This window comes from Aeromonas enteropelogenes, from assembly GCF_020097295.1.
GTDB classification, from domain to species: Bacteria; Pseudomonadota; Gammaproteobacteria; order Enterobacterales; family Aeromonadaceae; genus Aeromonas; species Aeromonas enteropelogenes.
In genome coordinates this window covers 2,180,330-2,205,619 of sequence record NZ_CP083625.1, presented here as the reverse complement: position 1 = coordinate 2,205,619, position 25,290 = coordinate 2,180,330, and the positions used below count along the sequence as shown (strand labels likewise).

General features: G+C 60.2%; 20 protein-coding genes. 8 read left to right on the top strand and 12 right to left on the bottom strand.

What is annotated here, in order from left to right:
* Positions 1–12: 12 nt before the first annotated feature.
* The 4 genes from proB to gpt all read right to left on the bottom strand — a co-directional run bounded on the left by proB (position 13) and on the right by gpt (position 3,581).
* Positions 13–1,116 carry a glutamate 5-kinase gene (gene proB, locus LA321_RS10385; RefSeq protein WP_042028272.1) on the bottom strand — a complete coding sequence of 368 codons (1,104 nt, stop codon included), beginning with the start codon at positions 1,114–1,116 and terminating at the stop codon, positions 13–15.
* Between the two features lie 154 nt (positions 1,117–1,270).
* A complete protein-coding gene (gene crl, locus LA321_RS10380; RefSeq protein WP_042070105.1) occupies positions 1,271–1,663 on the bottom strand; it encodes a sigma factor-binding protein Crl in 393 nt (130 codons plus the stop codon).
* Between the two features lie 62 nt (positions 1,664–1,725).
* Positions 1,726–2,991: an esterase FrsA gene (gene frsA / locus LA321_RS10375; RefSeq protein ID WP_026457558.1), complete on the bottom strand. Its 1,266-nt coding sequence runs from the start codon at positions 2,989–2,991 to the stop codon at positions 1,726–1,728.
* Positions 2,992–3,113: 122 nt separating this feature from the next.
* Positions 3,114–3,581: a xanthine phosphoribosyltransferase gene (gene gpt / locus LA321_RS10370; RefSeq protein WP_026457557.1), complete on the bottom strand. Its 468-nt coding sequence runs from the start codon at positions 3,579–3,581 to the stop codon at positions 3,114–3,116.
* Positions 3,582–4,553: 972 nt separating this feature from the next.
* Between gpt and LA321_RS10365 the strand changes: the two genes are divergently transcribed.
* Positions 4,554–6,005 (top strand): aminoacyl-histidine dipeptidase, encoded by a 1,452-nt coding sequence (locus tag LA321_RS10365; protein ID WP_042070107.1) that lies wholly within the window; start codon positions 4,554–4,556, stop codon positions 6,003–6,005.
* Positions 6,006–6,072: 67 nt separating this feature from the next.
* On the opposite strand, the gene djlA is transcribed toward LA321_RS10365, so the two are convergent.
* From djlA to LA321_RS10350, 3 genes are read right to left on the bottom strand one after another with little or no spacing between them, the layout of a single operon-like run.
* Positions 6,073–6,906: a co-chaperone DjlA gene (gene djlA / locus LA321_RS10360; RefSeq protein WP_042028270.1), complete on the bottom strand. Its 834-nt coding sequence runs from the start codon at positions 6,904–6,906 to the stop codon at positions 6,073–6,075.
* A gap of 19 nt (positions 6,907–6,925) precedes the next feature.
* The gene (gene murU / locus LA321_RS10355; protein WP_042028269.1) at positions 6,926–7,594 is read right to left on the bottom strand and encodes an N-acetylmuramate alpha-1-phosphate uridylyltransferase MurU; all 669 of its coding nucleotides are present in this window, start codon (positions 7,592–7,594) and stop codon (positions 6,926–6,928) included.
* Positions 7,591–8,604: an aminoglycoside phosphotransferase family protein gene (locus LA321_RS10350; RefSeq protein WP_042070108.1), complete on the bottom strand. Its 1,014-nt coding sequence runs from the start codon at positions 8,602–8,604 to the stop codon at positions 7,591–7,593. The genes murU and LA321_RS10350 overlap by 4 nt, the downstream gene beginning before the upstream one ends.
* Before the next feature lie 174 nt (positions 8,605–8,778).
* On the opposite strand from LA321_RS10350, the gene lptD reads away from it, so the two are divergent.
* Genes lptD through LA321_RS10320 form a run of 6 tightly spaced genes read left to right on the top strand, consistent with a single transcriptional unit; the run spans position 8,779 to position 15,540 of the window.
* Complete coding sequence (gene lptD, locus LA321_RS10345; protein ID WP_042070110.1) at positions 8,779–11,223, top strand: LPS assembly protein LptD; 2,445 nt, start codon at positions 8,779–8,781, stop codon at positions 11,221–11,223.
* A 26-nt stretch (positions 11,224–11,249) separates the two neighbouring features.
* Entirely contained in the window at positions 11,250–12,548 is a 1,299-nt protein-coding gene (surA, locus tag LA321_RS10340; RefSeq protein ID WP_042070208.1) for a peptidylprolyl isomerase SurA, read from the top strand.
* On the top strand, positions 12,548–13,543 hold the full coding sequence (pdxA, locus tag LA321_RS10335) for a 4-hydroxythreonine-4-phosphate dehydrogenase PdxA (RefSeq protein ID WP_042070112.1): 996 nt from the start codon (positions 12,548–12,550) through the stop codon (positions 13,541–13,543). Before surA ends, pdxA begins: the two co-directional genes overlap by 1 nt.
* Entirely contained in the window at positions 13,533–14,345 is an 813-nt protein-coding gene (rsmA, locus tag LA321_RS10330) for a 16S rRNA (adenine(1518)-N(6)/adenine(1519)-N(6))-dimethyltransferase RsmA (protein WP_042070113.1), read from the top strand. The genes pdxA and rsmA overlap by 11 nt, the downstream gene beginning before the upstream one ends.
* A gap of 4 nt (positions 14,346–14,349) precedes the next feature.
* Positions 14,350–14,712, top strand: a complete 363-nt coding sequence (apaG, locus tag LA321_RS10325) for a Co2+/Mg2+ efflux protein ApaG (RefSeq protein ID WP_026458356.1) — start codon at positions 14,350–14,352, stop codon at positions 14,710–14,712.
* A 6-nt stretch (positions 14,713–14,718) separates the two neighbouring features.
* Entirely contained in the window at positions 14,719–15,540 is an 822-nt protein-coding gene (locus LA321_RS10320) for a symmetrical bis(5'-nucleosyl)-tetraphosphatase (RefSeq protein WP_042070114.1), read from the top strand.
* A gap of 65 nt (positions 15,541–15,605) precedes the next feature.
* On the opposite strand, the gene LA321_RS10315 is transcribed toward LA321_RS10320, so the two are convergent.
* The gene (locus LA321_RS10315; RefSeq protein ID WP_042028262.1) at positions 15,606–16,106 is read right to left on the bottom strand and encodes a 2TM domain-containing protein; all 501 of its coding nucleotides are present in this window, start codon (positions 16,104–16,106) and stop codon (positions 15,606–15,608) included.
* Between the two features lie 172 nt (positions 16,107–16,278).
* Positions 16,279–17,268 (bottom strand): luciferase-like monooxygenase, encoded by a 990-nt coding sequence (locus LA321_RS10310; RefSeq protein WP_042070115.1) that lies wholly within the window; start codon positions 17,266–17,268, stop codon positions 16,279–16,281.
* Between the two features lie 240 nt (positions 17,269–17,508).
* On the opposite strand from LA321_RS10310, the gene LA321_RS10305 reads away from it, so the two are divergent.
* Positions 17,509–20,391, top strand: a complete 2,883-nt coding sequence (locus LA321_RS10305) for an HD domain-containing phosphohydrolase (protein ID WP_042070116.1) — start codon at positions 17,509–17,511, stop codon at positions 20,389–20,391.
* A gap of 58 nt (positions 20,392–20,449) precedes the next feature.
* Here the strand turns inward: LA321_RS10305 and LA321_RS10300 are convergent, their stop codons facing one another.
* The 3 genes from LA321_RS10300 to cgtA all read right to left on the bottom strand — a co-directional run bounded on the left by LA321_RS10300 (position 20,450) and on the right by cgtA (position 25,250).
* Positions 20,450–22,144, bottom strand: coding sequence for an AMP-binding protein (locus LA321_RS10300; protein WP_042070118.1), 1,695 nt, complete (start codon positions 22,142–22,144; stop codon positions 20,450–20,452).
* A gap of 169 nt (positions 22,145–22,313) precedes the next feature.
* Positions 22,314–23,684 carry a YjiH family protein gene (locus LA321_RS10295; protein WP_042070119.1) on the bottom strand — a complete coding sequence of 457 codons (1,371 nt, stop codon included), beginning with the start codon at positions 23,682–23,684 and terminating at the stop codon, positions 22,314–22,316.
* A 363-nt stretch (positions 23,685–24,047) separates the two neighbouring features.
* Positions 24,048–25,250 (bottom strand): Obg family GTPase CgtA, encoded by a 1,203-nt coding sequence (gene cgtA / locus LA321_RS10290; protein ID WP_042070120.1) that lies wholly within the window; start codon positions 25,248–25,250, stop codon positions 24,048–24,050.
* Between the last annotated feature and the right edge of the window lie 40 nt (positions 25,251–25,290).

Here is a 25,290-nt window from a genome sequence, read left to right as displayed (position 1 = left end):
CCGATGCTGCGATCACAGCAGCACCATATCATCCCGATGAATGGCCACGGCGCCATAGCCGTAACCCAATACCTGTTCAATCTGGTCCGAATGGACGCCCTGCAGCTTGTCGAGCTCCTGATGGTTGTAACGGCAGATGCCGCGCGCCAGCTCGGCGCCCTTGGGTCCCAGGATACGCACCACGTCGCCGCGCACGAAATCCCCCTTGACCGCGACGATCCCCTTGGGCAGCAAACTGGAGCCTTTCTCCTGCATGGCGGCCACGGCCCCCTGATCTACATGCACTTCGCCGTGGGGAGGGGGGCCTGCCAGGATCCAGCTCTTGCGCCCTTCCAGCGGGGTAGCCAGGGCCGGGAAACGGGTGCCGATACGCTCGCCCTTGGCCAGGCGCCCCACTACCTCCGGCACCTGGCCGGTGGCGATCACCACGTCGATACCGGCACGGCGGGCCACGTCGGCCGCCTGCAGCTTGGTGGCCATGCCGCCGGTGCCAAGGCCGCTGACACTGCCACCCGCCAGCTTGCGCAGAGTGTCGTCTATGGTCTGCACCTCCTCGATCAGCTGGGCATCCGGGTTGGTGCGTGGATCGGCGGTAAACAGCCCCTTCTGGTCGGTAAGCAGGATCAGCAGATCCGCATCGGCCAGGATGGCAGCACGAGCCGAGAGGTTGTCGTTGTCCCCCACCTTGATCTCGGCGGTGGCCACGGCGTCGTTCTCGTTGATGACCGGAATGATGCGGTGATCGAGCAGAGTACGCAGGGTGTCGCGGGCATTGAGGTAGCGTTCGCGATCCTCGAGATCGGCGCGAGTCAGCAGCATCTGGCCGATATGCAAACCGTAGAGGTTGAACAGATCCTGCCATACCCGGATCAGCTGGGTCTGGCCTATCGCCGCCAGCATCTGCTTGTTGGGCAGGGTTGGCGCCAGTGGCGGGTGCCCCAGGTGCTCACGTCCGGCGGCAATAGCCCCCGAGGTGACGACGACGACGCGATGGCCGTGACGGTGCAAGGCCGCACACTGTCTGACCAGCTCGACCATATGGGCACGATTGAGCTGGGAAGACCCCCCTGTGAGCACGCTGGTGCCCAACTTGACGACTATGGTTCTGTTTTCCATGGGAGCATAAAGGCTAAAAAGTAAGGAATCCCTTTATACCCACGGCCATCAGGCCCTGCAAGGCAATTAACGTCGGAAGAAGGGGCGAAAATCCGCGAAGGGGAGAACAAGAATAACCCTGCGAGGGAATGAGTCCCTCGCAGGGTATCGGGGATCAGGCGGCGGTGACCGCCAGTTCATTGGTCACCTGCTCGGCTGGCGCCAGGTGGCACTCAATCACGGTCAATCTGTCCACCAGGAGCTTGTAGAAGTGATTGAGGGTCCGTTCCACTTCTGCCTGGTGTTTCTTGGGGACAGGTTTGTCGAGCCACACCCCGTCGGCATCGTAGAAACCGAGCTGATAGTGATAACGGAAGTGATGGTCATCCTGCTCCAGTACCAGCCACCAGCCCCAGAACTCCCGCTTGTCCGGTGCCGGCTTTGCGCTGACACAGACGGACAGACAATCGAAACGATAACGCCCCTCTTCACACAAATCCTCGCGCAGATAGGGGCCTATGGCAGCGAATTGCCTCAGCAGTCGCTTGTAGGTCACTCTTTCAGACATGTTAACCTCCCTGTTAAACAAGCCGCGCCACCTTGTGATGGCATCAGATTTTTAGCGCGACATCAGACACACAGATGTCGTTTCAACCACTCGACAATCTCCTCCATTGCCTGGTCATACACCTCCAGCAAGGGTTGCTTGTCGAACACGACCGCCTTGCCATTGCGGCTGGCCGCCGCCAATGCCCGGACATCGCTCTCGGGACAGATGAAATCTTTCTTGTGCCCGATACTTAATATCGGCACCGAGGTGCGAGTCCCCAGCAATCCTTGCGTTTTGAGTGAAAATACCTGGCACTTGGTGCGCATGGTATCCCACTGGGCTGCATCCTCTCCCAGCCGGTTGGCCAGGCTGTCTCGCATCATGCGAGGGCATTTTGCAAAAAGCTCAGGACTGGTGAATACCTGATTGACCCCCGCCCCCACGCACACCACGGTACGCAGCTTGAAAGGCTCGATGAAGGCCAAACGCGCGGCAATATTCCCTGCAAGGCGCATGCCTACCATGGCGATGCGCTGGTGATCGACCCAGGCCACCTCGGAGAGATACTGCAGCACCGCCTGATGGAGGCGACTGGTGTCCTGCACCAGCGGCCAATGTTCGGCATAGCCGATCCCCGGCATGTCCAGCGAGAGCATGCCGATGCCGTTGGGTTCCAGCCGCTTGAGATAGAAGGCGAGGAAATCAAGCTGCAGGGAGTCGATTCCACCGCTGATGATCACCAGAGGCACCGGCTTGTCGGTAGTCGGCAGGTGCAGATAGCCCTGAATATGCTTGCCGCGAAACGGCACCTGGATCTCTTTGAGCGGCACCTTGAACAGCCGGCCCGCCTCGCGATAGGCCATGTTGCCTAAAAGCTGGGCTTGATCCGCCAGCTCGTCATTCTTGAGGTGGGGGTAGCTGGCGATGGAGTAGTAGCGCACCGCCTTGAGCAGTTGCTTCAGCGCAGCCGCCGAATCTCCCTGCTCGCGCAGTTCGCGTCCCCGTTTGAAATAGGTGCCGGCCACCTGGCTCCACTCATAGATCCAGTTGCCCGGCACATAACCCTTGATGGTATCGAGGTAGCAATCATGGGTTCGCTCCCCGGTCGCCATGGCGATGCGCGCCAGGGTCTGCTCCACTTCGACCGGATCGGCGCCCTGCCAAGCCCAGGAAGGGCGCCGCAGCAGACGATACCAGCGATTTGACAGGGAGCCATCGATAAACATCTCCTCTGACTCGCCCTCTTCCGCCGCCGGACTGGTATTGGATATCTCGGAAGTCTCCAATACCTTCTTGACGCGGGTAAACAGTCGGTCGGTCAGGTTGAGGTCGTCGTTCAAGTCCAAGGTAAAATCTCATTCATGATCAGGCAATGGTTCATCTTAACCAGATTTGTCGTCACACAGCCACCCCGGGCCTGATTGACAGACAAAAAAACAGGGCTCCAAAGTGGAGCCCTGTGAAACTGTTATTTTTCGTCGCAGATTGGCGTGGTGAACTCCAGCGCCATGTCCCAGGGTTGTTCAATCCAGGTATCCTGCGGAATGGCAACCTCGAAGTCATCTACCAGCGGCTCGCCCATCGGCTTGGCGAAGATGGTGATGAACTTGGCGCGGGGATAGAGTTCGCGGATCGCCTTGGCGGTGCCACCGGTATCCACCAGATCGTCCACCACCAGCCAGCCTTCACCATCCCCTGCGGTGGTCGCGGCCTTGACCACCACCAGCTCGCGCTGGTTGTCATGGTCATAACTGGAGATGCACAGGGTCTCCACGTTGCGAATGCCGAGTTCACGGGCCATCAGGGCCGCGGGCACCAGGCCGCCACGGCTGACCGCGATGATCCCTTTCCACTGGCTGACTGGCAGTTGACGGCGGGCCAGACGGCGCGCTTCACGTTGCAGGTTGTCCCATGAGACGTAGAACTTTTTTGGCATGTTATCGATCTCGAATAGTTATTTAAAACAATCACTTAAAATGATGGTAACCGGGACACTTCCCCGATAACCAAGCAATGACGGCCCTTGTTCGACTGAATTCAGATTGCACTTTGGCTGCCTCAGGGCTAAGCCTCGGCAGCGGATCTATGGCAGTGGAAGCAAGATGGGCATATCCGGCGATCGGTTGCATGGTGTGCCAAAACCGCGGACAGGCTGTTGGGCCGATATGATAGCACCGTTTGCAGATAAAATGACTGGCAAACGTATGCCAAATGAAGGAAAGATCGTCCAGATTATCCCCAGATGACTCATATAAAGAGCCAAACGACCAAGCGGCTACCCGTCCGGTTGACGCAAAATCCATCACAACGCCAAACAGCAGATAAAAAAATAGCAGGGAGGAGGTTTTACCTCACACACCTGCTGCTTTCTCGTCATGCCTGTTTGCCACAGGCGGGTTGTCCGTTTGTTCGGACAGACCGTCTTAGCGACGGGTGACGAAGGGGTTAGGGTAGCTGAAACCCTGGGTATAGAGAGACGGGGCGAACCAATAGGTTGAGTTGCTGCCTGGCATCTTTAAACTCCTGATTGCTTAACAAGTTACGTACCTTTAATGCGGGCTCAAATCCTTGAACGAACACTCGGTTCCATGGAGGCGCACTTGTCTTTGCTTCGGTTCCCTGGAGGCTTTCATCGTCATCCTGACGGGTGGCGAACCACGGAGGCTAATTTACCAGTCGGCGCCATAAATTCAACTTTTTTGTGAGATGCGTCACATAATTTCTTTTCCACCAGCCAGCCCCCCTCGAACCTGATCATTGCCTGCCACAACCTTCCCCGGCAGCATAACCGACCCGAGATTTACGCTGTCTGCTCACATTTTTCTGCGATTGGCTGTATTATCGTTATCCACTTCCCGGGCCCGTTGACGGGGCCTCTCACTATTCCGTGCTGGTAAGGAGTCCTGACGTGGCACAACTGAGTTCCCTCTCTCCCACCCTGGTGTGGCATTTCTTCGAGAAAATCTGCTCCATCCCCCACCCCTCCAAGCACGAGCAGGCGCTCGCCAGCTGGATCACCGAGTGGGCCAGCGCCGAAGGGCTGGCGGTGAAGCAGGACAAGGTCGGCAACCTCTTCATCAAGAAGCCCGCTACCCCGGGCATGGAAAACCGCAAGCCGGTAGTGCTGCAGGCGCACCTCGACATGGTGCCCCAGGCCAACGCCGACACCCCGCACGATTTCACCAAAGACCCCATCGATGCCTACGTGGACGGTGAATGGGTCACCGCCCGCGGCACCACCCTGGGCGCCGACAACGGCGTCGGCATGGCCGCCTGCCTGGCGGTGCTGGCCGACAAGAGCCTCAAGCACGGCCCGCTGGAGGTGCTGCTCACCTCCGACGAAGAGACCGGCATGACCGGCGCCTTCGGCCTCGAGGCCGGCTGGCTGGAGGGCGAGATCCTCATCAACACCGATTCCGAAGAGGACGGTGAGGTCTACATGGGCTGCGCCGGTGGCGTCGACGCCAACATCCGCTTCCCCCTCGAGCTGACCGCCGCTCCGGCGGGTGAGGCATTCGAGCTGCAGGTGAAGGGGCTGGTCGGCGGCCACTCCGGCGGTGATATCCACCGCGGTCGCGGCAACGCCAACAAGCTGCTGGTGCGCCTGCTCAAGGCCGCCCAGGCCCTGAATGTGGAGCTCGCCGGGATCCACGGCGGCACCCTGCGCAACGCCATCCCCCGTGAGGCCCGTGCCACCCTGGTGGTGCCGGGTGCCAGCGTCGCCGAGTTCAAGGCCCTGGTCGATCGCTTCACCGGCATCTACCAGACCGAGCTGGCCGCCACCGAACCGCACCTGACCCTCCTGCTGACCCAGACTGCCGCCCCCGCCAAGGTGATGAGCGCCTCCCTGCGCGATCGCCTGCTGGATGCCCTGATGGCCTGCCCGAACGGCGTGATGCGCATGAGTGACAGCATGACCGGCGTGGTCGAGACCTCCACCAACCTCGGTGTCATCAAGACCCTGGACGGGGAAGTGTACGTCCAGTGCCTGATCCGCTCCCTCATCGACTCGGGCCGCGACCAGATTGAGCAGATGACCCGCTCCCTGTTCACCCTGGCCGGCGCCAGCTGCGAGTTCACCGGCGCCTACCCGGGCTGGGCCCCGAACGTCAACTCCCCGGTGATGGAGCTGGTGCGCGGCACCTATGAGGAGCTGTTCGGCAGCCGCCCCAACATCATGGTGATCCACGCCGGCCTCGAGTGCGGTCTGTTCAAGAGCGCCTACCCCGAGTGGGACATGGTCTCCTTCGGCCCGACCATCCGCGGCGCCCACTCCCCGGACGAGAAGGTGCACATCGTCGCGGTAGAGCGCTTCTGGCAGCTGCTGACCCGCGTGCTGGAGCAGATCCCGGCCAAATAAACGGCACCAGCCATAAACAAGAAAGCCCCGCATCATGCGGGGCTTTTTTGTCATGGGCGAGAACAGGTCATCGAATGCCGCGGGCTTCGCGGATCCACTCCCAGGCCTGCTGGATCTCCTGGGCCTTCTCCTTGGCCATCTCCATCATCTCGGGTGGCAGCCCCTTGGCAGCCAGCTTGTCGGGGTGGTGCTTGCTCATCTCCTTGCGATAGGCACGCTTGATATCCTGATCGCTGTCACTCTCGTTCACCCCGAGCAGCTGATAAGCATCCTTGAGACGATCGGCTGACGGAGCTTCCTGACGATACTGTTGGCCACCCGCACCGCCGCCCTGGTACTGGCCATGGGCGCGATTGAAGAAGTTCATCTGCGCTTCGGCCATGGCCAGGATCCGGGCCAGCTCGATACGGCTGAAGCCCAGCTCGTCGGCGATGGTGTGCAGAATGGCACGTTCCCCATCCTCGACCCGGCCATCGGCAAACGCGGCCTGCAGCTGTACTTCCAGAAAGAAGCGCAGAATGTCGCGCTGCCCCTGGCTGGCACGACGAAACTCGGCCAGGGTCTCGCGCAGTGGGAAACCGGCCTCCTTGCCCTGACGGAACGACTCCTGGGCGCGGGCTCGCTGCTCCCCTGCCAGTCGCATCCGATCCATCAGGTTGGAGGCCACCCGGATCTCCTGCTCGGTCACCTGACCGCTGGACTTGGCAATGTGCCCCATGACGGCGAAAGTGGCATGAAAGAAGACCGCCTGCTGCTCCTGAGTCGGCCCGCGGCGAAACGCACTTTGCAATCCCATGCCCCGATCGAAACGGTGGCCAATCCAGAGGCCGATGAGGGCACCAATCAGGTGGCCGAGCAGAAAACCGAAGAAGGCGCCGAGCACCTTACCCCAAATACGCATGGTTCAAGACCTCTTGATGTTAATGAGTGCGAGCCAGAAGCTGATCATCCAGCTCGCGCAGTCGCGGGACTGTGCCTATATCACGCCACTCGCCGGCCAGCAGGCTACCACCCACTCGCCCTTGTGCCATCCACTCCCGCAGCAGGGGAGCCAGCTTGCGCGCACCGCTCGCCAGGCCGGAGAATGCTGCCGGATGATAGAGCCCGACGCCACTGAAGGTAAACCCGGGAATATCCAGCACCCGCCCCTCTTGCAGGGAAAAATCCCCCTGGGGATGCTGGGGGGGATTGGGCACCAGCCAGAGATGGGCCAGATCCTCACCCAGAGACTGGGTCACCAGGGTACGGTAGTCCAGATCGAGCCAGGTATCCCCGTTGATTACCAGAAAGGGGTCGCTGCCCAGCAGCGACAGTGCCTGCACTATGCCCCCTGCTGTCTCCAGCGCACTCTCCTCTGCTGACCAGTGGATGGTCACCCCGAACTGGCTGCCATCCCCCAACGCCTCCACCAACTTGTGGCCGAGCCAGGCGTGGTTGATGACCAATTCGGCCACCCCCGCAGCTTTAAGCTTTTCGATATGATGCACGATGAGAGGCTTGCCCCCCACTACCAGCAGCGGCTTGGGCAGGGTATCGGTGAGCGGGCGCATCCGCTCGCCACGTCCTGCCGCCAGGATCATCGCCTTCATGACTGCGCCTCCGCCACCCGGGCAAGTCCCGGCAGCACAACCTGCCGCAACCAGTCGCCAAAACGGGCGAGCACGGGCTCGCTGGCCCCGTGCAGCTGGCAGACATCCACCACATATCCCAGGGTGCGGGGAATATCCTGGAGGTAACCTGACTTGCCATCCCGATGATAGAGTCGGGTGAAGATGCCGGCGGCTTTCAGGTGACGCTGCATGCCGGTGAGATCCGCATGGCGGCGGAAGCTGGCGTAATCGAGATCGCCGAGCAGCCCCGCCTGCTGCAGGGTCGCAAAACCATGGCACATCCCCTGTTCGATCACCTCGTCCGGCCAGCGCACGTAGCAATCCTTGAGCAGGGAGACCAGGTCATAGCCAAGGGGGCCGATGACCATGTCCTGAAAATCGATGATGGCAAGCTCGCTGCTCTCGGGAGTCTTGCCGCCACACACCATCAGGTTGCGGCTGTGAAAATCCCGGTGCATCACTCCCTGCGGCTGGGCCAGGTTGCTGGCGGTCAGGCAGGCAAAGGTATCGTCGAGCAGCCGTTGTTCTGCCGCGCTCAGGGTCAGTTGAAGGTGGTGGCCCAGCAGCCACTCGGGGAAGATGCTGTTCTCCCTGGCCATAAAGGCGGCATCAAAGGGCTCCAGATCCAGCTCAACTACGCCAAGGCGGGGCAACAGCCCGATGGCCTTGTCATACCAGGCCAGTACGTTGTCGGCATTCAGGCAGCCAATAAGCTGGGTATCCCCCAGATCGGTCACCGCCAGCAGACCGAGTTCATAGTCCACCGCCTTGACCTCGGGCGCCAGCAGCTGACGCGCACGCAAGGCCGCCGCATTGCGAACAAACTCATGATTTTTTTCGGTTTTTGGATTGGCATCCACCCAGATAAGGCCACCGCCACGAAAGTAGCGGCGGAAACTGGCATCACCGGAAATAAGGGTAAGATGGAGGCTGGCATCACCGGAGAGTCGGCGTGCCCACTGCAGAAGCAGGGAATCGCGATCGTGCATAAGTCGAGGACCAAGGTGGAAAGCAGCACTTGGCTGTTAGCCCTGGCCGCAATAATGCTTTATCATTGCCGGCTAACATAAAGCAATGACATGCAATGTCAACTCGATGAAACCTGTCGTAAAATGCATGCCCTGGATCAACCGTAACTATCACGGATTGCACGAGTCTTTCACATGACAAAATGGACACTGGGATACCGCTATCCCATCGCCCTGACTATCAGCCTGGCACCGGCCCTGACCTCCATGATGGTGCAGGCGGCCCCGTTCAATCCGCCGCCTGCGACCGGTATTCTCGACAGCCTCTGCTATGACTATGTCCCCAAGGTCGAAAAGCCCTCTTCGGCGGAAGATGCCAATGCCCTGCCGGTCGAGGTCGACGCCGATCGCCTTGAGGCCAAGCAGGGCGGCACCGCCGTCTATGAAGGGGACGTCAAGGTGCGTCAGGGGGTTCGCAAGTTTGACTCCGACTATGCCCAGCTCGATCAGAAGAGCCGGGATGTCATCGCCATCGGCAACATCTATTACAACGACGGTCAGGTGACCGTCACCAGCGACAAGACCCTCAAGTCCAACCTGGATACCAAGAATTCCGAACTGGAAGAGGGCAAGTATCAGGTTCATGGTTCACCGGTGCGCGGCTTTGCCAAACGGGTCACCATGACCAACAACAACCAGAACATCACCATGGAGGGCGCCCAGTACACCACCTGCCCCCCCGGTCAGGAGGTGTGGACCCTCAAGGCGGGCAGCATCGACATCGATCAGAAAGAGGTGTTCGGTGAAGCCTGGAACGCCAGCCTCTGGCTCTATGACTATCCGGTGTTCTATTTCCCGTACATCAACTTTCCCATCAAGGATGAACGCAAGACGGGTCTGCTCTATCCGGGTTACAAGCAGAGTTCCGGCAACGGCATGGAGATCACCCAGCCCTTCTACTGGAACATTGCCCCCAATTATGACGCCACCATCACCTCCCGCTTCATGGACAAGCGCGGTCTGATGGAACAGGTGGAGTTCCGCTACATGCCGGACCCCGCCCACGTCGGCACCCTCTATTTCGAAAACCTGGCGGATGACAAACAGTACAGCCCGAGCAACCCCAGCCTGGCCGGTTTGTCTGACGGCCACCGCTATCTGCTGAACGTTCGCCACGGTTCCAGCCTGATGGACGGTTCCCTGCGCTTCGGGCTCGACTACACCAAGGTGCGGGACAGGGACTACAACTACTTCAACGACTTCAGCCCCCAGGTGGGCACCCAGATTGATGACCAGTTGCAGCAATCCTTTACCGCCGGTTACTACCAGGAGAACTGGAACCTCACCTCCGAGGTGCGCCGCTACCAGATCCTGAGTCCCTATGCGCTGCTGCCGCACGAGATGCTGCCGCGCATCGACTACAACTACTACCGCCAGGGCAACTGGTTCGATCTGGCCTGGAACAGCGAGCTGACCAAGTTTGGTTATGACAGCGGCAATGCCAGCAGCTATCAGTCGGGAGAGCGCTATACCGCAACCCGTTTGCACATGGCACCGACCCTGACGGTTCCCCTGGTGGATGCCCCCGGTTACTACCTCACCAGCCAGTACAAGCTGATGTTTACCTCCTACAACCAGGAGGTACCAGACACCCTGGTCGGTACGGATCGCGCTCGCTTCACCGATGCCGAGACTGGCAAGCTGACCCTCAAGGATGGCACCATCAATCGTCTGCTGCCCTCTTTCCGCCTCAAGGGTGGCCTCAACTTCGATCGCTCGGTCGACTGGTTTGACGGCAAGGGAACCCAGACTCTGGAACCCGAGTTCCAGTATCTCTACATCCCCTACGAGAACCAGGACGATATAGGAGTCTACGACTCCACCAGCACCCGACAGGATTACTACAGCCTGTTCAGCGATCGCCGTTACGCCGGTCTTGACAGGATCAGCGATGCCAACCGGATTAGTGCTGGCCTCACCAGCCGGATCTATGACAACGTCGGGGATGAGCGGCTGCGTCTCTCCGTCGCCCAGGCGTTCGAGCTGACCTCTCCCAAGGTTCGTCTCTATTCCTCGGATCCCGAGAGCACCAACGCCCGTTCTCTGCTCTCCTTTGAGGGGGATGCCCGGATCACGGATCAGTGGTTCGCCCATGCTGGCGCCCAGTACGATACCGAGGAGGGAGCGTTCAGTTCAGGCAATGGTGCCGTGGAATACCGTCATGACAAGCTGGTTACCCAGCTCAACTACCGCTTTATTCAGGATGGCAACCGGGATTACCGCTACCCGGCCAACGCCGCCCTGGCAGAGGACCTTAGCCAGGCAGGTCTGGTAATGATGGCGCCGATTGCCGATCAGTGGCAGGTTTACGGCGGCTACTATCGCGATATCAAGCAGGATGTGAACATTGACCGCAAGATCGGTGTCAAATACGACTCCTGCTGCTGGAGCATCAACCTGAGCCTGGAGTGGCACAACCAGCCTGACAACGTCACCCTGAGACCCACTTCGGAGAAATCGATCGGTCTGCAGTTCGAGATGAAGGGGCTCGGCAGTGTCGGTACCGGTGGCCGCAGCGTCACGATGGATACCGAACTGTTGCCCTATGTTCGCCCGTTTAATCTGAAAGACCAGCAATGATGCTGGTCCAGCCTTGAGAGATGGATATGAAAAAGACCCTGATAGCCCTGCTGACCGCGGGAATGTTCGGCGCCATGAGCCAGGCCGCCATGGCGGCCCCCGAGCTGATGGACAAGGTTCTGGCCGTGGTCAACAAGGACGTGGTACTTGCCAGCCAACAGGATGCCCTGGTCAACAAGGTCAAAATCTCCGCCCAGGAGAGCGGCCAGTCTCTGCCTGACGACGCCACCCTGCGCAAACAGGCGCTGGATCGCCTGATCCAGGAGAGCCTGCAACTGCAACTGGCGGAGCGCCAGGGGCTCAAGATCAGTGACACCCAGCTGGAACAAGCCATCCAGGGGATCGCCGCCGACAACAAGATGACCCTGGATCAGCTGCGTGCCCAGCTCGCGCGCGAAGGCATGAGCTATGCCCAGTACCGGGAAGAGGTGCGCCGCGAGATCCTGATGAACGAGGTACGCCGCAACCAGGTGCGCCGTCGCATCAACATCTCCGAGCAGGAGGTGAAACAGGTAGTCGACATCCTGAAAAAACAGGGTCAGCAGCAGAACGAGTATCACCTCGGTCATATCCAGATTGCCCTGCCTGACAACCCTTCCGCAGCTCAGCTGGATGCCGCCAAGAGCAAGATCGAGAGCATTCTGGCCGCGCTCAAACAGGGGGCCGATTTCCGCAAGCTGGCCATTGCCGAGAGCAACGGACCCAAGGCGCTGGAAGGGGGTGACTGGGGCTGGATGAGCCCGCAGGAGATGCCGACCCTGATGGCCGAAGCGGTTCAGGGCGCGACCAAGGGCGACATCGTCGGTCCGCTGCGCTCTGGTGCCGGCCTGCACATCATCAAGGTATTCGACACCAAGGGTCAGCAGCAGGTGATGCAGACCGAGGTGAAAGCCCGTCACATCCTGATCAAACCCTCCATCATCCTGAGCGAAGAGAAAGCCAAGGGCATGCTGGACGGCATCTTGCACGATATCAAGAGTGGCAAGGCGAGCTTCGCCAGCATGGCGGAGAAGTACTCCGAAGACCCGGGCTCTGCGGTGCAGGGTGGCGAACTGGGCTGGTCTGATCCGAACGTCTACGTGCCAGAGTTCCGCGACATGGTCAACCGTCTGCAACCGGGCCAGATCAGCGCCCCCTTCCGCAGCTCTCACGGCTGGCACATTGTCCAGCTGGAGGATCGTCGCAGCCAGGATGCCACCGACAAGGCCCAGGAACAGCGCGCCTATCAGCTGATCTACAACCGTCGCTTCGTGGAAGAGTCCCAGGCGTGGCTGGACGAGCTGCGTGATGAGGCTTACATCCAGATCGAAGGCGCCAGCAGCTGATGCGTTGTCGTCGCCTTGCCGTGACCTCGGGTGAACCGGCCGGGGTTGGTCCGGATCTTGTGTTGCAGATAGCCCAGCAGGATTGGCCCCACCAGCTGGTGGTGATCGCCGATCCGGCGCTGCTGCATGAACGCGCCGCCCTGCTGGGTCTGCCCATCGAGCTTGAGCCCTACGATCCCGCCGCGCCCGCGCATCCACAGCGGGCCGGTACCCTGACCGTCTGCCCCGTCTCTCTCGGCGCCACCGTGGTGCCCGGAGAGCTCGACGTAGGCAATGGTGCCTATGTGCTGGCCACCCTGCAGCGCGCCTGCGACGGCAATATGAGCGGTGAGTTTGCCGCCGTGGTGACCGGGCCCGTGCACAAGGGGATCATCAACCAGGCGGGCGTATCGTTTAGCGGCCACACCGAGTTCTTCGCCCAGCAATCCAACACCGCCGACGTGGTGATGCTGCTGGCAACCGAGGGGCTGCGGGTGGCGCTTGCGACCACTCACATCCCCCTGGCCTATGTGGCGAAGGCCATCACCGAGGATCGTCTCGGCAAGGTGATCCGTATCCTGGATGCGGATCTCAAGGCCAAGTTTGGCATCGCCAAACCGCGCATTTACGTCTGCGGCCTCAATCCCCACGCCGGGGAAGGGGGCCATCTCGGTCGTGAAGAAATTGACGTGATCGAACCCGCTCTGGCCACGTTGCGCCAGGAGGGAATCGATCTGGTCGGCCCATTGCCGGCCGACACCCTGTTCCAGGAGAAATACCTCAAGGATGCGGATGCGGTACTCGCCATGTACCACGACCAGGGACTGCCCGTGCTCAAATACAAGGGCTTCGGCAGTTCGGTCAATATCACCCTTGGACTCCCTTTCATCCGCACTTCGGTGGATCACGGCACCGCACTGGATCTGGCAGGCAAAGGCCTGGCCGATCCCGGTAGCCTTACCACCGCGATTAACCACGCCATCAAGATGGTAGAGAAAAAAAGATATGAGCAGTAAGGTGCACATGGGCCACACGGCCCGTAAGCGTTTCGGTCAGAACTTCTTGCACGATCGCTACGTGATCGACCAGATCGTGGCCGCCATCAATCCGCAGCCGGGCCAGAACCTGGTGGAGATCGGCCCGGGTCTGGCCGCGCTGACCGAGCCGGTTGCCGCCCAGATGGACAAGATGACCGTGGTCGAGCTGGACCGGGATCTGGCGGCCCGCCTGCGCGAGCACCCGACACTGAAGGACAAGCTCACCGTCATCGAAGCCGACGCCATGCGTTTTGACTTCAGCACCCTGATGGGAGAAGGCAAGGGGCCGCTGCGCATCTTTGGCAACCTGCCCTACAACATCTCCACCCCGCTCATCTTCCACCTGTGCGAGTTCGCCGATCGGGTGGAGGACATGCACTTCATGCTGCAAAAGGAAGTGGTACTGCGTCTGGCCGCCGGTCCCGGCAGCAAGGCCTATGGCCGTTTGAGCGTGATGACCCAGTACTACTGCCAGGTCATCCCGGTGCTGGAAGTGGGCCCGGGCGCCTTCAAGCCGGCCCCCAAGGTGGACTCCGCCGTGGTGCGTCTGGTGCCGCACAAGAACCCGACCATCGTCGCCAAGGATATCCGTTGCCTGAATCGCGTCTGCACCGAGGGCTTCGGCCAGCGTCGCAAGACCATTCGCAACAGCTTCTCCAACTTCATCACCGACGCCCAGCTGACCGAGCTTGGCATCGATGGCAACCTGCGCCCCGAGAACCTCACCCTGGAGCAATTTGTCATGATCGCCAACTGGCTGGCGGATCAGCCAAAGGCCTGATCCCGTGACCACCCCGCGCATTGTGATCCGCCCCTACCCCAGTTATGTGGCGGACTCCAAAGACCCATATCAGTTTCACTATCTCATTGAAATCGAGAATCTGGGTCCCGGCCCGGTGCAATTGCTGCACCGGCGTTGGCTCATTACGGATGCCAATGGCAAGATGCTGGAAGTCGAAGGTCCGGGCGTGGTGGGGGAACAACCCGTGATCGCCGAAGGGGAGACCTACCGCTACCAGAGCGGCGTCCCGCTGGCGACCCCGCTCGGGGTGATGGAAGGACGTTATACCCTGCAAGATGGCTCTGGTCAGCAATTTGAGGCGCCCATCGCCCCCTTCACGCTGGCCATCCCCAATATTATCAACTGAGGTTTCATGGCGAACTGTTTTGTCGGCGATATCCAGGGCTGCTACGACGACTTGCGCCGTCTGCTGGATCTGGCCGAGTTCGATCCCGCGCATGACGTACTCTGGCTCTGTGGCGACCTGGTCGCCCGCGGCCCCGACTCCCTCAACACCCTGCGCTTCGTCAAGGGACTGGGCAACCGCGCCGTCACCGTGCTCGGCAACCACGATCTGCACCTGCTGGCTGTCGCCAACGGCGTCGCACCGCTCAAGAAAAGAGACCGGTTGCAGAGCCTGATGGAGGCGCCGGATCGGGACGAACTGCTGGAGTGGCTGCGCCACCGGCCGCTCCTGGCGGAACACCCAGATCTGCCGATCATGATGGTGCATGCCGGCATCTCGCCGGCCTGGGATGCCCGCACCGCCCGCAACTGTGCCCGCGAGGTGGAGAGCCTGCTGCGCGGTGACCAGTACAGCTGGCTGCTGCACAACATGTATGGCGACCAGCCAGACTGCTGGCGGGACGATCTGGTCGGGATCGACCGCTACCGCTACATCATCAACACCTTCACCCGGATGCGCTTTTGCTACTTCGACGGCCGGCTCGACTTCAAATGCAAGAAGGGTCCCAGCGAATCGACCCCGGGCCTGCGCCCCTGGTTCGAGCAGCGCGAGCACCATGTGGATGATCCCATCCTGGTGTTCGGCCACTGGGCAGCCCTGATGGGCAAGACCGACAAGCAGGATATCAAGGCGCTGGATACTGGCTGCGTCTGGGGCAACAGCCTCACCCTGTGGCGCTACGAGGATGATGCCCTGATCGCTACCCCCTGCCCGGTGCATGCGAGCTGATCGCAGCCCATACTGGCTGCATGAAAAAGCCCGACTGATAGTCGGGCTTTTTATTGTCAGGCGGGTTACAACTTGCGCCCCAGCCGTTTCTCTATCTGGCGCCGCTCCCACTCCGGGCCGAACAACTTGAAGGGCTGGAACAGGTTGATGGCGTGAGAGATCAGTCCCAGCCCCCAGCCCAGCGCCGCCCACCAGGCCCAGATATAATCCGGATTGCTCAGGTAGTTGATGACAAACAGCCCGCCGATCACCACCAGATAGCTGGCGATGTGGTAGTAGAAGCCTCTGAGATCCTCCACATAGCTCATCGCCGCCCGCTCCTCGGCCGATACCTGCCCCCAATCCCGTTCCCTCGTCTCGCTGCCTTTCATCTCGCGCTCCTGTTGCTGTACTCCATCCAGTTGAGCCACATCGAGTTCAAAGACGGCGGCCAGGGCCTTGAGGGATTCCAGTCCGGGCTGCTGCCCTTGCTCAATCCGCTGGATGGTGCGGACACTCAAGCCGGAGAAGGTCGCCAACTGCTCCTGTGACCAGCCCCGCTGCAATCTCAACTTCCTGACGATCATCTTGCACTCCTTGTGGTAATTGACGGGGCCAGCATAGGGTCAGCTTTGAGCAAGGTGAGACGACAGCAAGCCGACATAAACCTGACAATCTTTTAAAATCATAATGTTAACTACAGGCCATGGAAACAGGTGTCGCCTGCGGCTGACAAGCACCAGCCGCAAACTGCCTGGTTTACAGACTCTTCATCAACTCGGCGGCGATCTCGAAGGAGCGCAACCGCGCCTGATGATCGACGATAGGGCCGTTGAACATCAGCTCGTCGGCCCGGGTTTCCACCAGCAGCGACTTGAGACCATGACGCACCTGTTCCTGATCCCCTACCAGGGAGCGGGCCAGGGTCTGTTCCATGGCCATCAGCTCGCGGGGGGACCAGGTGTCACCCAGTGACTGAACAGGGGCGGGCAACTTGCCGGCATCACCGCGATAGAGGCGCAGGAACTGTTGCTGCACCGTAGTGAACTGGAAACGGGCCTCCCGCTCGCTGTCGGCGGCGATCATGTTGACGCACACCACCGCATAGGGCTTGGGCCAGCGAGCCGAAGGGCGATACTGGGTGCGGTAAATCTCCAGCGCCTGCAGCAGTAACGCGGGGGCGAAGTGAGAGGCAAAACCAAACGGCAACCCCATGGCCGCCGCCAGCTGGGCACTGTAGAGACTCGAGCCCAGCAACCAGACCGGCAGATGCAGTCCCTGGCCAGGTACCGCCTGCACCGCTCCCGCCTCATCGCCAAAATAGTCCATCAGCTCGCGCACATCTGCCGGAAAATCATCCACTTCCCCGATGCGCTGGCGGCGCAGTGCCTGCATGGTGCGCTGATCGGTGCCCGGTGCGCGCCCAAGGCCCAGATCGATTCGATCCGGATAGAGGGAGGCGAGCGTGCCAAACTGCTCGGCGATCACCAGCGGCGAGTGATTCGGCAGCATGATGCCACCCGCCCCTATCCTCAGGGTGCGGGTCGCTCCTGCCAGATGGCCGATCAGCACCGCAGTGGCGGCACTGGCGATGCCCGGCATGTTGTGATGCTCGGCCAGCCAGTAGCGGTGGTAACCCCAGCGCTCGGCATGTTGCGCCAGATCGCGCGAGCGGTGGAACGACTCGGCCGGCTGGGAGCCTTCAGGAACCGGCACCAGATCGAGGACGGAATAGGGGATGGCAGACATGAGTCACTCCATTGATTCACAGACCAGTAACAAGTGGGGCAATGTAGCATGAGATACCTGAATGAATCACCTTACAAACCGGTTTCTGTCAGATGTCGAACAAGAGCCAGGACATCCACCTAAAGCGGATGCTGCGACTAATGATGAATAGGTTGAAAGCATCGCTGTTTTTTTAGTCATTTTATTGCCACACTGCTGACTGATCTTTTCTGCAACTGCACGTGTGACAAGGATGTGTCCATGACAACAGCCAGGCCTGGTCGTAAACCCTTCTATGTTCATATCGCCACCCTCTTTATCTTGCTGTTTACCTTTCTGGGAGGGGCGCTTATCACGCTCCAGTTCCAGCAGGATACCCAGCAAGGGCTCGAGCATGAGCGACAGAATTTTTTGCAATACCGGGAGCAGCTTGCCCTGGCCTTGCAGTTGAACGAACGTCCCGCTCGCATGTCCCTCAGCCTGCTGCGTACTGGCCGGCTGGCGGGCATGGAGAGCCTGGATGAACGGCTCGGTTACCTGCCGCAGTTGATCGAGGTGCTAGCAAACAGCGCCAGCTATGGTGCCGTCTACGCAGGCTATGAAAACGGCGATTTTTTTCTGGTACGCAAGCTGACCAGTCGGGCCAGAACGCAGCTGGAAAATGTTCCCCTCGCCAGCACCCTGATGGTGCAGAGCCTGCATCAGGGCAAGGGGGAATTTCTCTACTTTGACCAGCATCTGACGCTGCTCGAACGCCGGGCTATGCCGCAATACCAGTACGATCCCCGCAGCCGTGACTGGTACAAGCAGGCGCGTCGCCATCCAGGCATTGCCGTCACCCACCCCTATCTTTTTTTCACCACCAAGGAACCCGGAATGACCCTGGCGGTGGAAAGCAAGGACAAACGCGCCGTGCTTGGGCTCGATACCAGCGTCGAGGGACTGTCGGCCCTCATCGGTGAGCTGCGCCTGCCACAACAGAGCCAGGTGGTTCTGTTTGATGACCATGCTACCCTGCTGGCCGCCGATCCCAAGGATCTACCCAGCTTCGAACAGTTGAAGCAGCTGCCCATGCTGTCGGCCCTCGCTCACCCCGCCCTGGCCCGGTTACAGCAGCAGATCACCGGTGAGCCCGGGTTACTGGACACCCCGGTGGAGCTGGATATCAGCCTGCCTGACGGCAACAGCTGGCTGGCCAACCTCGCCCCCCTCGGCGAGGGCTCGCCTTTCTATATTGCCCTGCTGGTCTCGACCGATGTGCTCTACCAGCAGGCGCGCGACGCGGCACTGGTCAATCTGGCCCGCACCCTGATCGGTTTGCTGTTGCTGTTACCGGTGATCTGGTGGGTATCCCGCCGCACCGCCACCCCGCTGCAGGCTTTGACCCGGGAGGCGGAGCGGATCCAGCATTTCGATTTTACGGCCAGTAAGGAACCTGAATCAGCGATCCGCGAGATCGATGATCTGGCCCGTACCATGTCCGGCATGCGCCTGACCCTGGGCAACTTCATGAACATGGGTCGGGCACTGGCTGCCGAACATCGCTTCGACTCCCTGATCAGCCGCATCCTGCACGAGACCACGTCAGCGGTACAGGCTACGGGAGGCGGCCTCTATCTGGCGCAAGATCAACAGATGGTGGCGGTCAATGCACGCTGGTTACAGGGCGATTTGCCGATCGAACAGGTACCCTGGCAACCGGCACTGTTCGGGACTCAGGTCGCCGCCAACCGGCTCTCCGTCAGCATCGACCAAGCGGGCTGGCAGCAATACATGAGCAGCTGGGGCTCCTTCCCCGGCCCCAGTGAACTGGTCGCCGAGCCCCTGCGCAATCACCGCCAGGAGTTGATCGGTTACCTGTTTCTGATCCTGCCCGAGTGCTCGCCACGGGAACTGGTCTCGCGGATCAGCCTGATCGAAGCGCTGGCGGGGACTTCCGCCTCCGCCATCGAGAACCAGCGCCTGCTGGAAGAGCAGAAGCAACTTCTGGAGTCCTTCATCGAGCTGATGGCGGGCGCCATCGACGCCAAGAGCCCCTATACCGGTGGTCACTGCCAACGCGTGCCCGAGCTGACCAAGATGCTGACCGAGGCGGCCTGCGCCCAGCGACAGGGCCCGTTTGCCGATTTCAGGCTCAATGAGGAGGAGTGGGAAGCCATCCATATCGCAAGCTGGCTGCACGATTGCGGCAAGGTCACCACCCCGGAGTTCGTGGTCGACAAGGCCACCAAGCTGGAGACCATCTACGACCGGATCCACGAGATACGCACCCGTTTCGAGGTACTCAAGCGCGATGCCTATATTGAGGCCCTCTGTGCCAGGCTGCCAGAGTCAGAGCGGATCGCCTGCCGTGAAGCGGTGGCTCCGCATTGGTCGGAACTGGACGAGGAGTTTGCTTTCGTGGCCGAATGCAATCTGGGTGGCGAGTGGATGGCCCCCGAGAAGATTGAACGGCTCGACGCCATCGCCAGCCGCACCTGGCTGCGCACCCTGGACGATCGGCTCGGCATCAGCCGCGAGGAGCTCAAATTGCATCAAAGCGAGCCGGCGTCGACCCTGCCCTGTGTTGAGCAGCTGCTGGCCGACAAACCCTCCCATCTTATTCCGCGGCCCCAGCAGGACAGGTTTGACGATGGCAATCCCTGGGGGTTCAAGGTCAAGGTGCCCAAACATCTCTACAACCGCGGGGAGCGCTACAACCTGGCCATCGGCCGCGGCACCCTCACCGAGGAGGAACGCTACAAGATCAACGAGCACATCATCCAGACCATCCGCATGCTGGAGCACCTCCCCTTCCCGCGCCATCTGCGCAGCGTACCGGAAATTGCCGGCGGCCATCATGAGCGGATGGATGGCAAGGGATACCCGCGCCAGTTGCTGGGGGAACAGATGAGCATCCCAGCCCGCATCATGGCCATCGCCGACATCTTCGAGGCGCTGACCGCAAGCGATCGCCCCTACAAATCGGGCAAGACGGTCTCCCAGTCCCTGGCCATCATGCAGAACATGGTGCGAGAACAGCATATCGATCCGGCCCTGTTTACCCTGTTCGTCAGCAGCGGTATCTGGCGCGACTATGCCAAGCGCTTCCTGACCCCGGAACAGCTGGACGAAGTGGATCAGGAGATACTGCTGGCCAGCTAGTTGCCACCACGACATTGAAAAGGGGCCCGCGGGCCCCTGCTTCTCTTGGCAGATCGAATCAGCCGCCAGCCTCGACATACTGGCGAGTCAGTTCGGCCGTCATCATCTCCCGCATCCTGAATTTCTGCAGCTTGCCGGTCACCGTCATGGGGTACTCCTCCACGAAACGGATATAGCGCGGCACCTTGAAATAGGCGATGCGGGCCGACAGGAACTGCTTGATCTCCTCCTCGCTCGCCACCAGATCCGGCCTGAGCTTGACCCAGGCACATACCTCCTCGCCGTAGCGTTCGCTGTCAACGCCAAACACGGCCGCATCCTGCACAGCCGGGTGTTCGTAGAGGCGCTCCTCGATCTCCCGTGGATAGATGTTCTCACCACCACGGATGATCAGATCCTTGATGCGCCCAACGATCTGGACATACCCCTCTTCATCCATGATGCCGATGTCCCCGGAGTGGAGCCAGCCATCATCATCTATGGTCTGTGCCGTCTTGGCCGGATCCTGCCAATAGCCCTGCATCACCCCATGGCCGCGACAGCAGATCTCTCCCTTCTCACCGATGGGGACCGTCTCGCCGCTCGCATCGACCAGCTTGATCTCGGTGTGGGCGAGGGCACGGCCCACCGTGGTCACCCGCTTGTCCAGCGGCGCATCGATGGCGGTCATGTGATTGATCGGACTGCACTCGGTCTGACCGTAGGCAATGGTTACCTCGGTCATGTGCATCAGACTCTGAACCTTGCGCATTAGAGGTTCGGGGCAGATGGCCCCGGCCATGATGCCGGTGCGCAGGGAGGAGAGATCGAAGCTGGCGAACTGTGGTAGCTCCAGCTCGGCAATGAACATGGTTGGCACCCCATGCAGGGCGGTGCAACGCTCCTCACTCACCATCTGCAGGGTTGCCACCGGGTCGAAGGCCTCCGACGGAAACAGGGCGCAGGCCCCCACGCTGATGCAGACCAGGTTGCCAAGCACCATGCCAAAGCAGTGGTAGAGCGGCACCGGGATACAAAGCTTGTCCTGCTCGCTGAACGCCATGCCGCTCGCCACCAGTCGCGCATTGTTGAGAATGTTGCGATGGCTCAAGGTGGCTCCCTTGGGATTGCCCGTGGTGCCCGAGGTGAACTGGATATTGATGGCATCCTCCGGCTTGAGGCTGGCACCCACCCGGACCAGCACGGCGGGATCCACTCCCTCCCCCAAGGCCTGCACGGCATCAAAATTCAGCATGCCGGGGGTCATCTCTTCCCCGAGCCGGATCACCATCTCCAGGGTTGGCAGACGGGCGGCGGCGAGCCGTCCCGGCGTACTGCCGGCCAGTTCGGGGGCCAACTCGTTCAACATGGCGAGGTAATCGCTTCCCTTGAAGGCGCTGGCACAGATGAGGGCACGGCAACCCACGTTGTTGATGGCAAACTCCAGCTCGTAACTGCGATAGGCGGGATTGATGCAAACCATGATGGCGCCGATGCGAGCGGTGGCAAACTGCACCAGGCACCACTCTATGTTGTTCGGTGACCAGATGCCGACCCTGTCACCCGGCTTGATCCCGAGTGCGAGCAACCCCTTTGCCAGTCTGTCGATCCGGGCCAGATATTCGCGGTAGCTCCAGCGGATCTGCTGGTGGCGCACCACCACGGCGGGGCGGTCGGGAAAGCGTTCGGCTATCTCTTGCAGATAAGTGCCAATGGTCTGGGATAGCAGAGGTTGGTCACAGGGACCGGTCCGGTAGCTGAGCAGTGAGGTCATGGGTGACTCCTGGCCACATGGGTTGGAATTGCCTACTGCTCGGCTGGCACGGGTTCAATTTGTTACATTAATGTAACTACCAATTCTTGAGAAGATTCACTTTGGTCTAATGTTGACCATAAAAAAACGGCCAACCGAAGTTGACCGTTTTTAGTCCGCAATGGCTATTTTAGAACAGCAGGTGCGCCACACCGGCGATGACCGGCAGGGTCACCAGGGTGCGCAGCAGGAAGATGACGAACAACTCCCACAACTTGACCGGGATCTTGCTGCCCAGCAGCAGAGCGCCCACTTCCGACATATAGATGAGCTGGGTCACAGACATGGCGGCGATGACGAAGCGGGTCATCTCGCTTTCGATGGTGGAAGCCAGCACCGCCGGGATGAACATGTCGGCAAAGCCAACCATGATGGTCTTGGAGGCCGCCTCGGCCTCCGGCAGTTGCAGCAACTCCAGCAAGGGAACAAAGGGAGCCCCCAGCCAGTTGAAGATGGGAGTGTGCTCGGCCAGCATCAGGGCACAGGTACCGATGGCCATCACCACGGGCAGCACGCCAAACACCATATCCAGTGCATTCTTCACCCCTTCCCGCGCTACGGCACCGAGGTCGCTCACGCTCTCGGCCTTGGTCAGCGCCCGCTCGTAACCGTAGCTCAGCACACTGTGACGATGCGGTACCACCTCCTGCTTGCGGCACAGGGGAGTGCCATCGGCGTAGACATCCTTCTTCCAGGAGAGCGGCGGCAGACGCGGCACCACGATGGCGGCCACCACGCCGGCCAGGCAGACGGTCAGGTAGAAGGGCACGAACATGTGCTCCAGCTTCACCTGGGAGATCACCACCAGGCAGAAAGTGATGGAAACCGCAGAGAAGGTGGTGCCGATCACGGCCGCTTCACGCTGGGTATAGAACTTGCCTTCATACTGCTTGCTGGTCAGCAGAATGCCGACGCTGCCGTCCCCCAGCCAGGAGGCGAAGCAGTCCACGGCGGAGCGACCCGGCAGACGGAACACGGGACGCATGATGCGGGTCATCATGGTACCGACGAACTCCAGCAGACCGAAATCGAGCAGCAGGGGCAGCAGCAGGCCGGCAAAGATGAATACGGAGAACAGTACCGGCAGCAGATCGTGCAACACCAGCCCGCCGGTGGCGCCCGAGTAGAGCACCTCAGGCCCCATCTGGAAGAAAGTCAGCAAGACGAAGATGCCGCCCAGCACCCGCACGCAGGCCCAGAAGGGGGAGACATTGAACAGACTGTTGAGGAAAGGACGACGAACCAGGATGGCCGGTTTGAACAACCAGGCGATGATCGTCATCAGCATAGTGGTGGTGATCACGGCGCTGACCATGGCGACCAGATAGTCGGCAAAGACCAGCTGAACCAGCTTCGCCAGCACGGCGACCGGGATGGTGACATTACCTTCATAGACGACCGGCGTCATGAACAGCAGGATCCCGATGAGGGACGGGATCAAAAACATCAACAAGTTGCGGCGGGTGTTGACCGCCGGTGCTTCCAGACTCTTTTCCAACATGATGTGACAACCTTAACGTTACTTTCCTTAGCCTGGTCAACCTGCATACTCACGCATAACCCGGCAAAACGGGCGCAAGAATACTCTAAAAAAATGCACAAACAACCTTTTTATGGATAAATCTGCGCATAAATATTTTTACAGGAAAACCATCCATCAAAACAACCCGTTACAGAAGCGCATATCGATTCATTCGACATCGCTAGCAGATTGTTTCATTAGTGTTAATTCAGGTGGGCAGTATAATCGGTTGGCCATCACAGGCAATAAGCAGCATCACAAATATATCTATTGAATCCGACTGACAGGCATAAAAAAACCGGAGCCTTGGCAGGCTCCGGTTTTCAATGCCAGTGACGGGATTCAGTCACGGACATAAATGACTTCGACGCCATCGTCATCATCTTCATCCCAGTCATCATCGTCGAGCCCTTCGTCGAAGGCCATGGACGCGGCCAGCGCCTCGGCTTCGGCCTTGGCCAGCTGGTTCTTGTGGTAGTCATCCCACTTGAACTCAACCTTCTCGATGGCTTCTTTCGCATCGGCTTCCAGCTGACGGGGCATGGTGTCCAGCAGATCCAGGATGTCGTAGCAGACCTTCTTGGTCCCTTCCTTGCTGATGGCGGTGATGGCGTAGACGGGCCCTTCATGGTTCAGGGCAGCCTTGACCCGATCCATCACCTCCTGAGCCTCTTCTTCCAGGATCAGGTCCATCTTGTTGAACACCAGCCAACGCGGCTTGCTCGCCAGCTCGGGGCTGTATTTCTCAAGCTCGCGGACTATGGTCACGGCATTTTCAGCCGGATCGGAACCATCGATGGGGCAGATATCCACCAGGTGGATCAGCACGCGGCAACGCTCGAGGTGCTTGAGGAAGCGGATACCGAGGCCAGCACCTTCGGCAGCCCCTTCGATGAGGCCCGGAATGTCGGCAATCACGAAGGAACGGGAGTTCTCGCCACGCACCACGCCCAGGTTTGGCACCAGGGTGGTGAAGGGGTAGTCGGCCACTTTCGGACGAGCGGCGGAAACGGCGCGGATAAAGGTGGATTTACCGGCATTTGGCAGACCCAGCATGCCGACGTCGGCCAGCAGCAGCAGCTCCAACTTCAGGGTGCGCACTTCACCCGGGGTGCCGTTGCTCTTCTGGCGCGGCGCACGGTTGACCGAGCTCTTGAAACGGGTGTTGCCAAGACCGTGGAAACCGCCCTTGGCGACCAGCAGCTTCTGCTCGTGGTGAGTCAGATCACCCAGCAGCTCGCCGGTGTCTTCGTCGGTAGCGCGGGTACCGACCGGCACGCGCAGGATCTTGTCCTTGCCGCGGCGACCAGTACAGTTGGCGCTCTGGCCATTCTCGCCACGCTCGGCGGCATGGAAACGCTCGAAGCGATAGTCGATCAGGGTGTTGAGGTTCTCGTCGGCGATCAGGTAAACGTCGCCACCATCACCACCGTCACCACCATCCGGGCCACCGTTCGGGATGTATTTTTCACGGCGAAAGCTTACACAACCGTTACCACCGTCACCGGCATCGACTCGAATCTGGACTTCATCAACAAACTTCATAGGTAACCGTCACCTTAATTCGAAAAACCGATACGCAATT

Bases quoted from the DNA above. Each gene is read 5' to 3' on its own strand.
- proB (WP_042028272.1), bottom strand. From the start codon at position 1,116: ATGGAAAACAGAACCATAGTCGTCAAGTTGGGCACCAGCGTGCTCACA.
- crl (WP_042070105.1), bottom strand. From the start codon at position 1,663: ATGTCTGAAAGAGTGACCTACAAGCGACTGCTGAGGCAATTCGCTGCC.
- gpt (WP_026457557.1), bottom strand. From the start codon at position 3,581: ATGCCAAAAAAGTTCTACGTCTCATGGGACAACCTGCAACGTGAAGCG.
- djlA (WP_042028270.1), bottom strand. From the start codon at position 6,906: ATGCGTATTTGGGGTAAGGTGCTCGGCGCCTTCTTCGGTTTTCTGCTC.
- murU (WP_042028269.1), bottom strand. From the start codon at position 7,594: ATGAAGGCGATGATCCTGGCGGCAGGACGTGGCGAGCGGATGCGCCCG.
- LA321_RS10350 (WP_042070108.1), bottom strand. From the start codon at position 8,604: ATGCACGATCGCGATTCCCTGCTTCTGCAGTGGGCACGCCGACTCTCC.
- lptD (WP_042070110.1), top strand. From the start codon at position 8,779: ATGACAAAATGGACACTGGGATACCGCTATCCCATCGCCCTGACTATC.
- surA (WP_042070208.1), top strand. From the start codon at position 11,250: ATGAAAAAGACCCTGATAGCCCTGCTGACCGCGGGAATGTTCGGCGCC.
- pdxA (WP_042070112.1), top strand. From the start codon at position 12,548: ATGCGTTGTCGTCGCCTTGCCGTGACCTCGGGTGAACCGGCCGGGGTT.
- rsmA (WP_042070113.1), top strand. From the start codon at position 13,533: ATGAGCAGTAAGGTGCACATGGGCCACACGGCCCGTAAGCGTTTCGGT.
- LA321_RS10320 (WP_042070114.1), top strand. From the start codon at position 14,719: ATGGCGAACTGTTTTGTCGGCGATATCCAGGGCTGCTACGACGACTTG.
- LA321_RS10315 (WP_042028262.1), bottom strand. From the start codon at position 16,106: ATGATCGTCAGGAAGTTGAGATTGCAGCGGGGCTGGTCACAGGAGCAG.
- LA321_RS10310 (WP_042070115.1), bottom strand. From the start codon at position 17,268: ATGTCTGCCATCCCCTATTCCGTCCTCGATCTGGTGCCGGTTCCTGAA.
- LA321_RS10305 (WP_042070116.1), top strand. From the start codon at position 17,509: ATGACAACAGCCAGGCCTGGTCGTAAACCCTTCTATGTTCATATCGCC.
- LA321_RS10300 (WP_042070118.1), bottom strand. From the start codon at position 22,144: ATGACCTCACTGCTCAGCTACCGGACCGGTCCCTGTGACCAACCTCTG.
- LA321_RS10295 (WP_042070119.1), bottom strand. From the start codon at position 23,684: ATGTTGGAAAAGAGTCTGGAAGCACCGGCGGTCAACACCCGCCGCAAC.
- cgtA (WP_042070120.1), bottom strand. From the start codon at position 25,250: ATGAAGTTTGTTGATGAAGTCCAGATTCGAGTCGATGCCGGTGACGGT.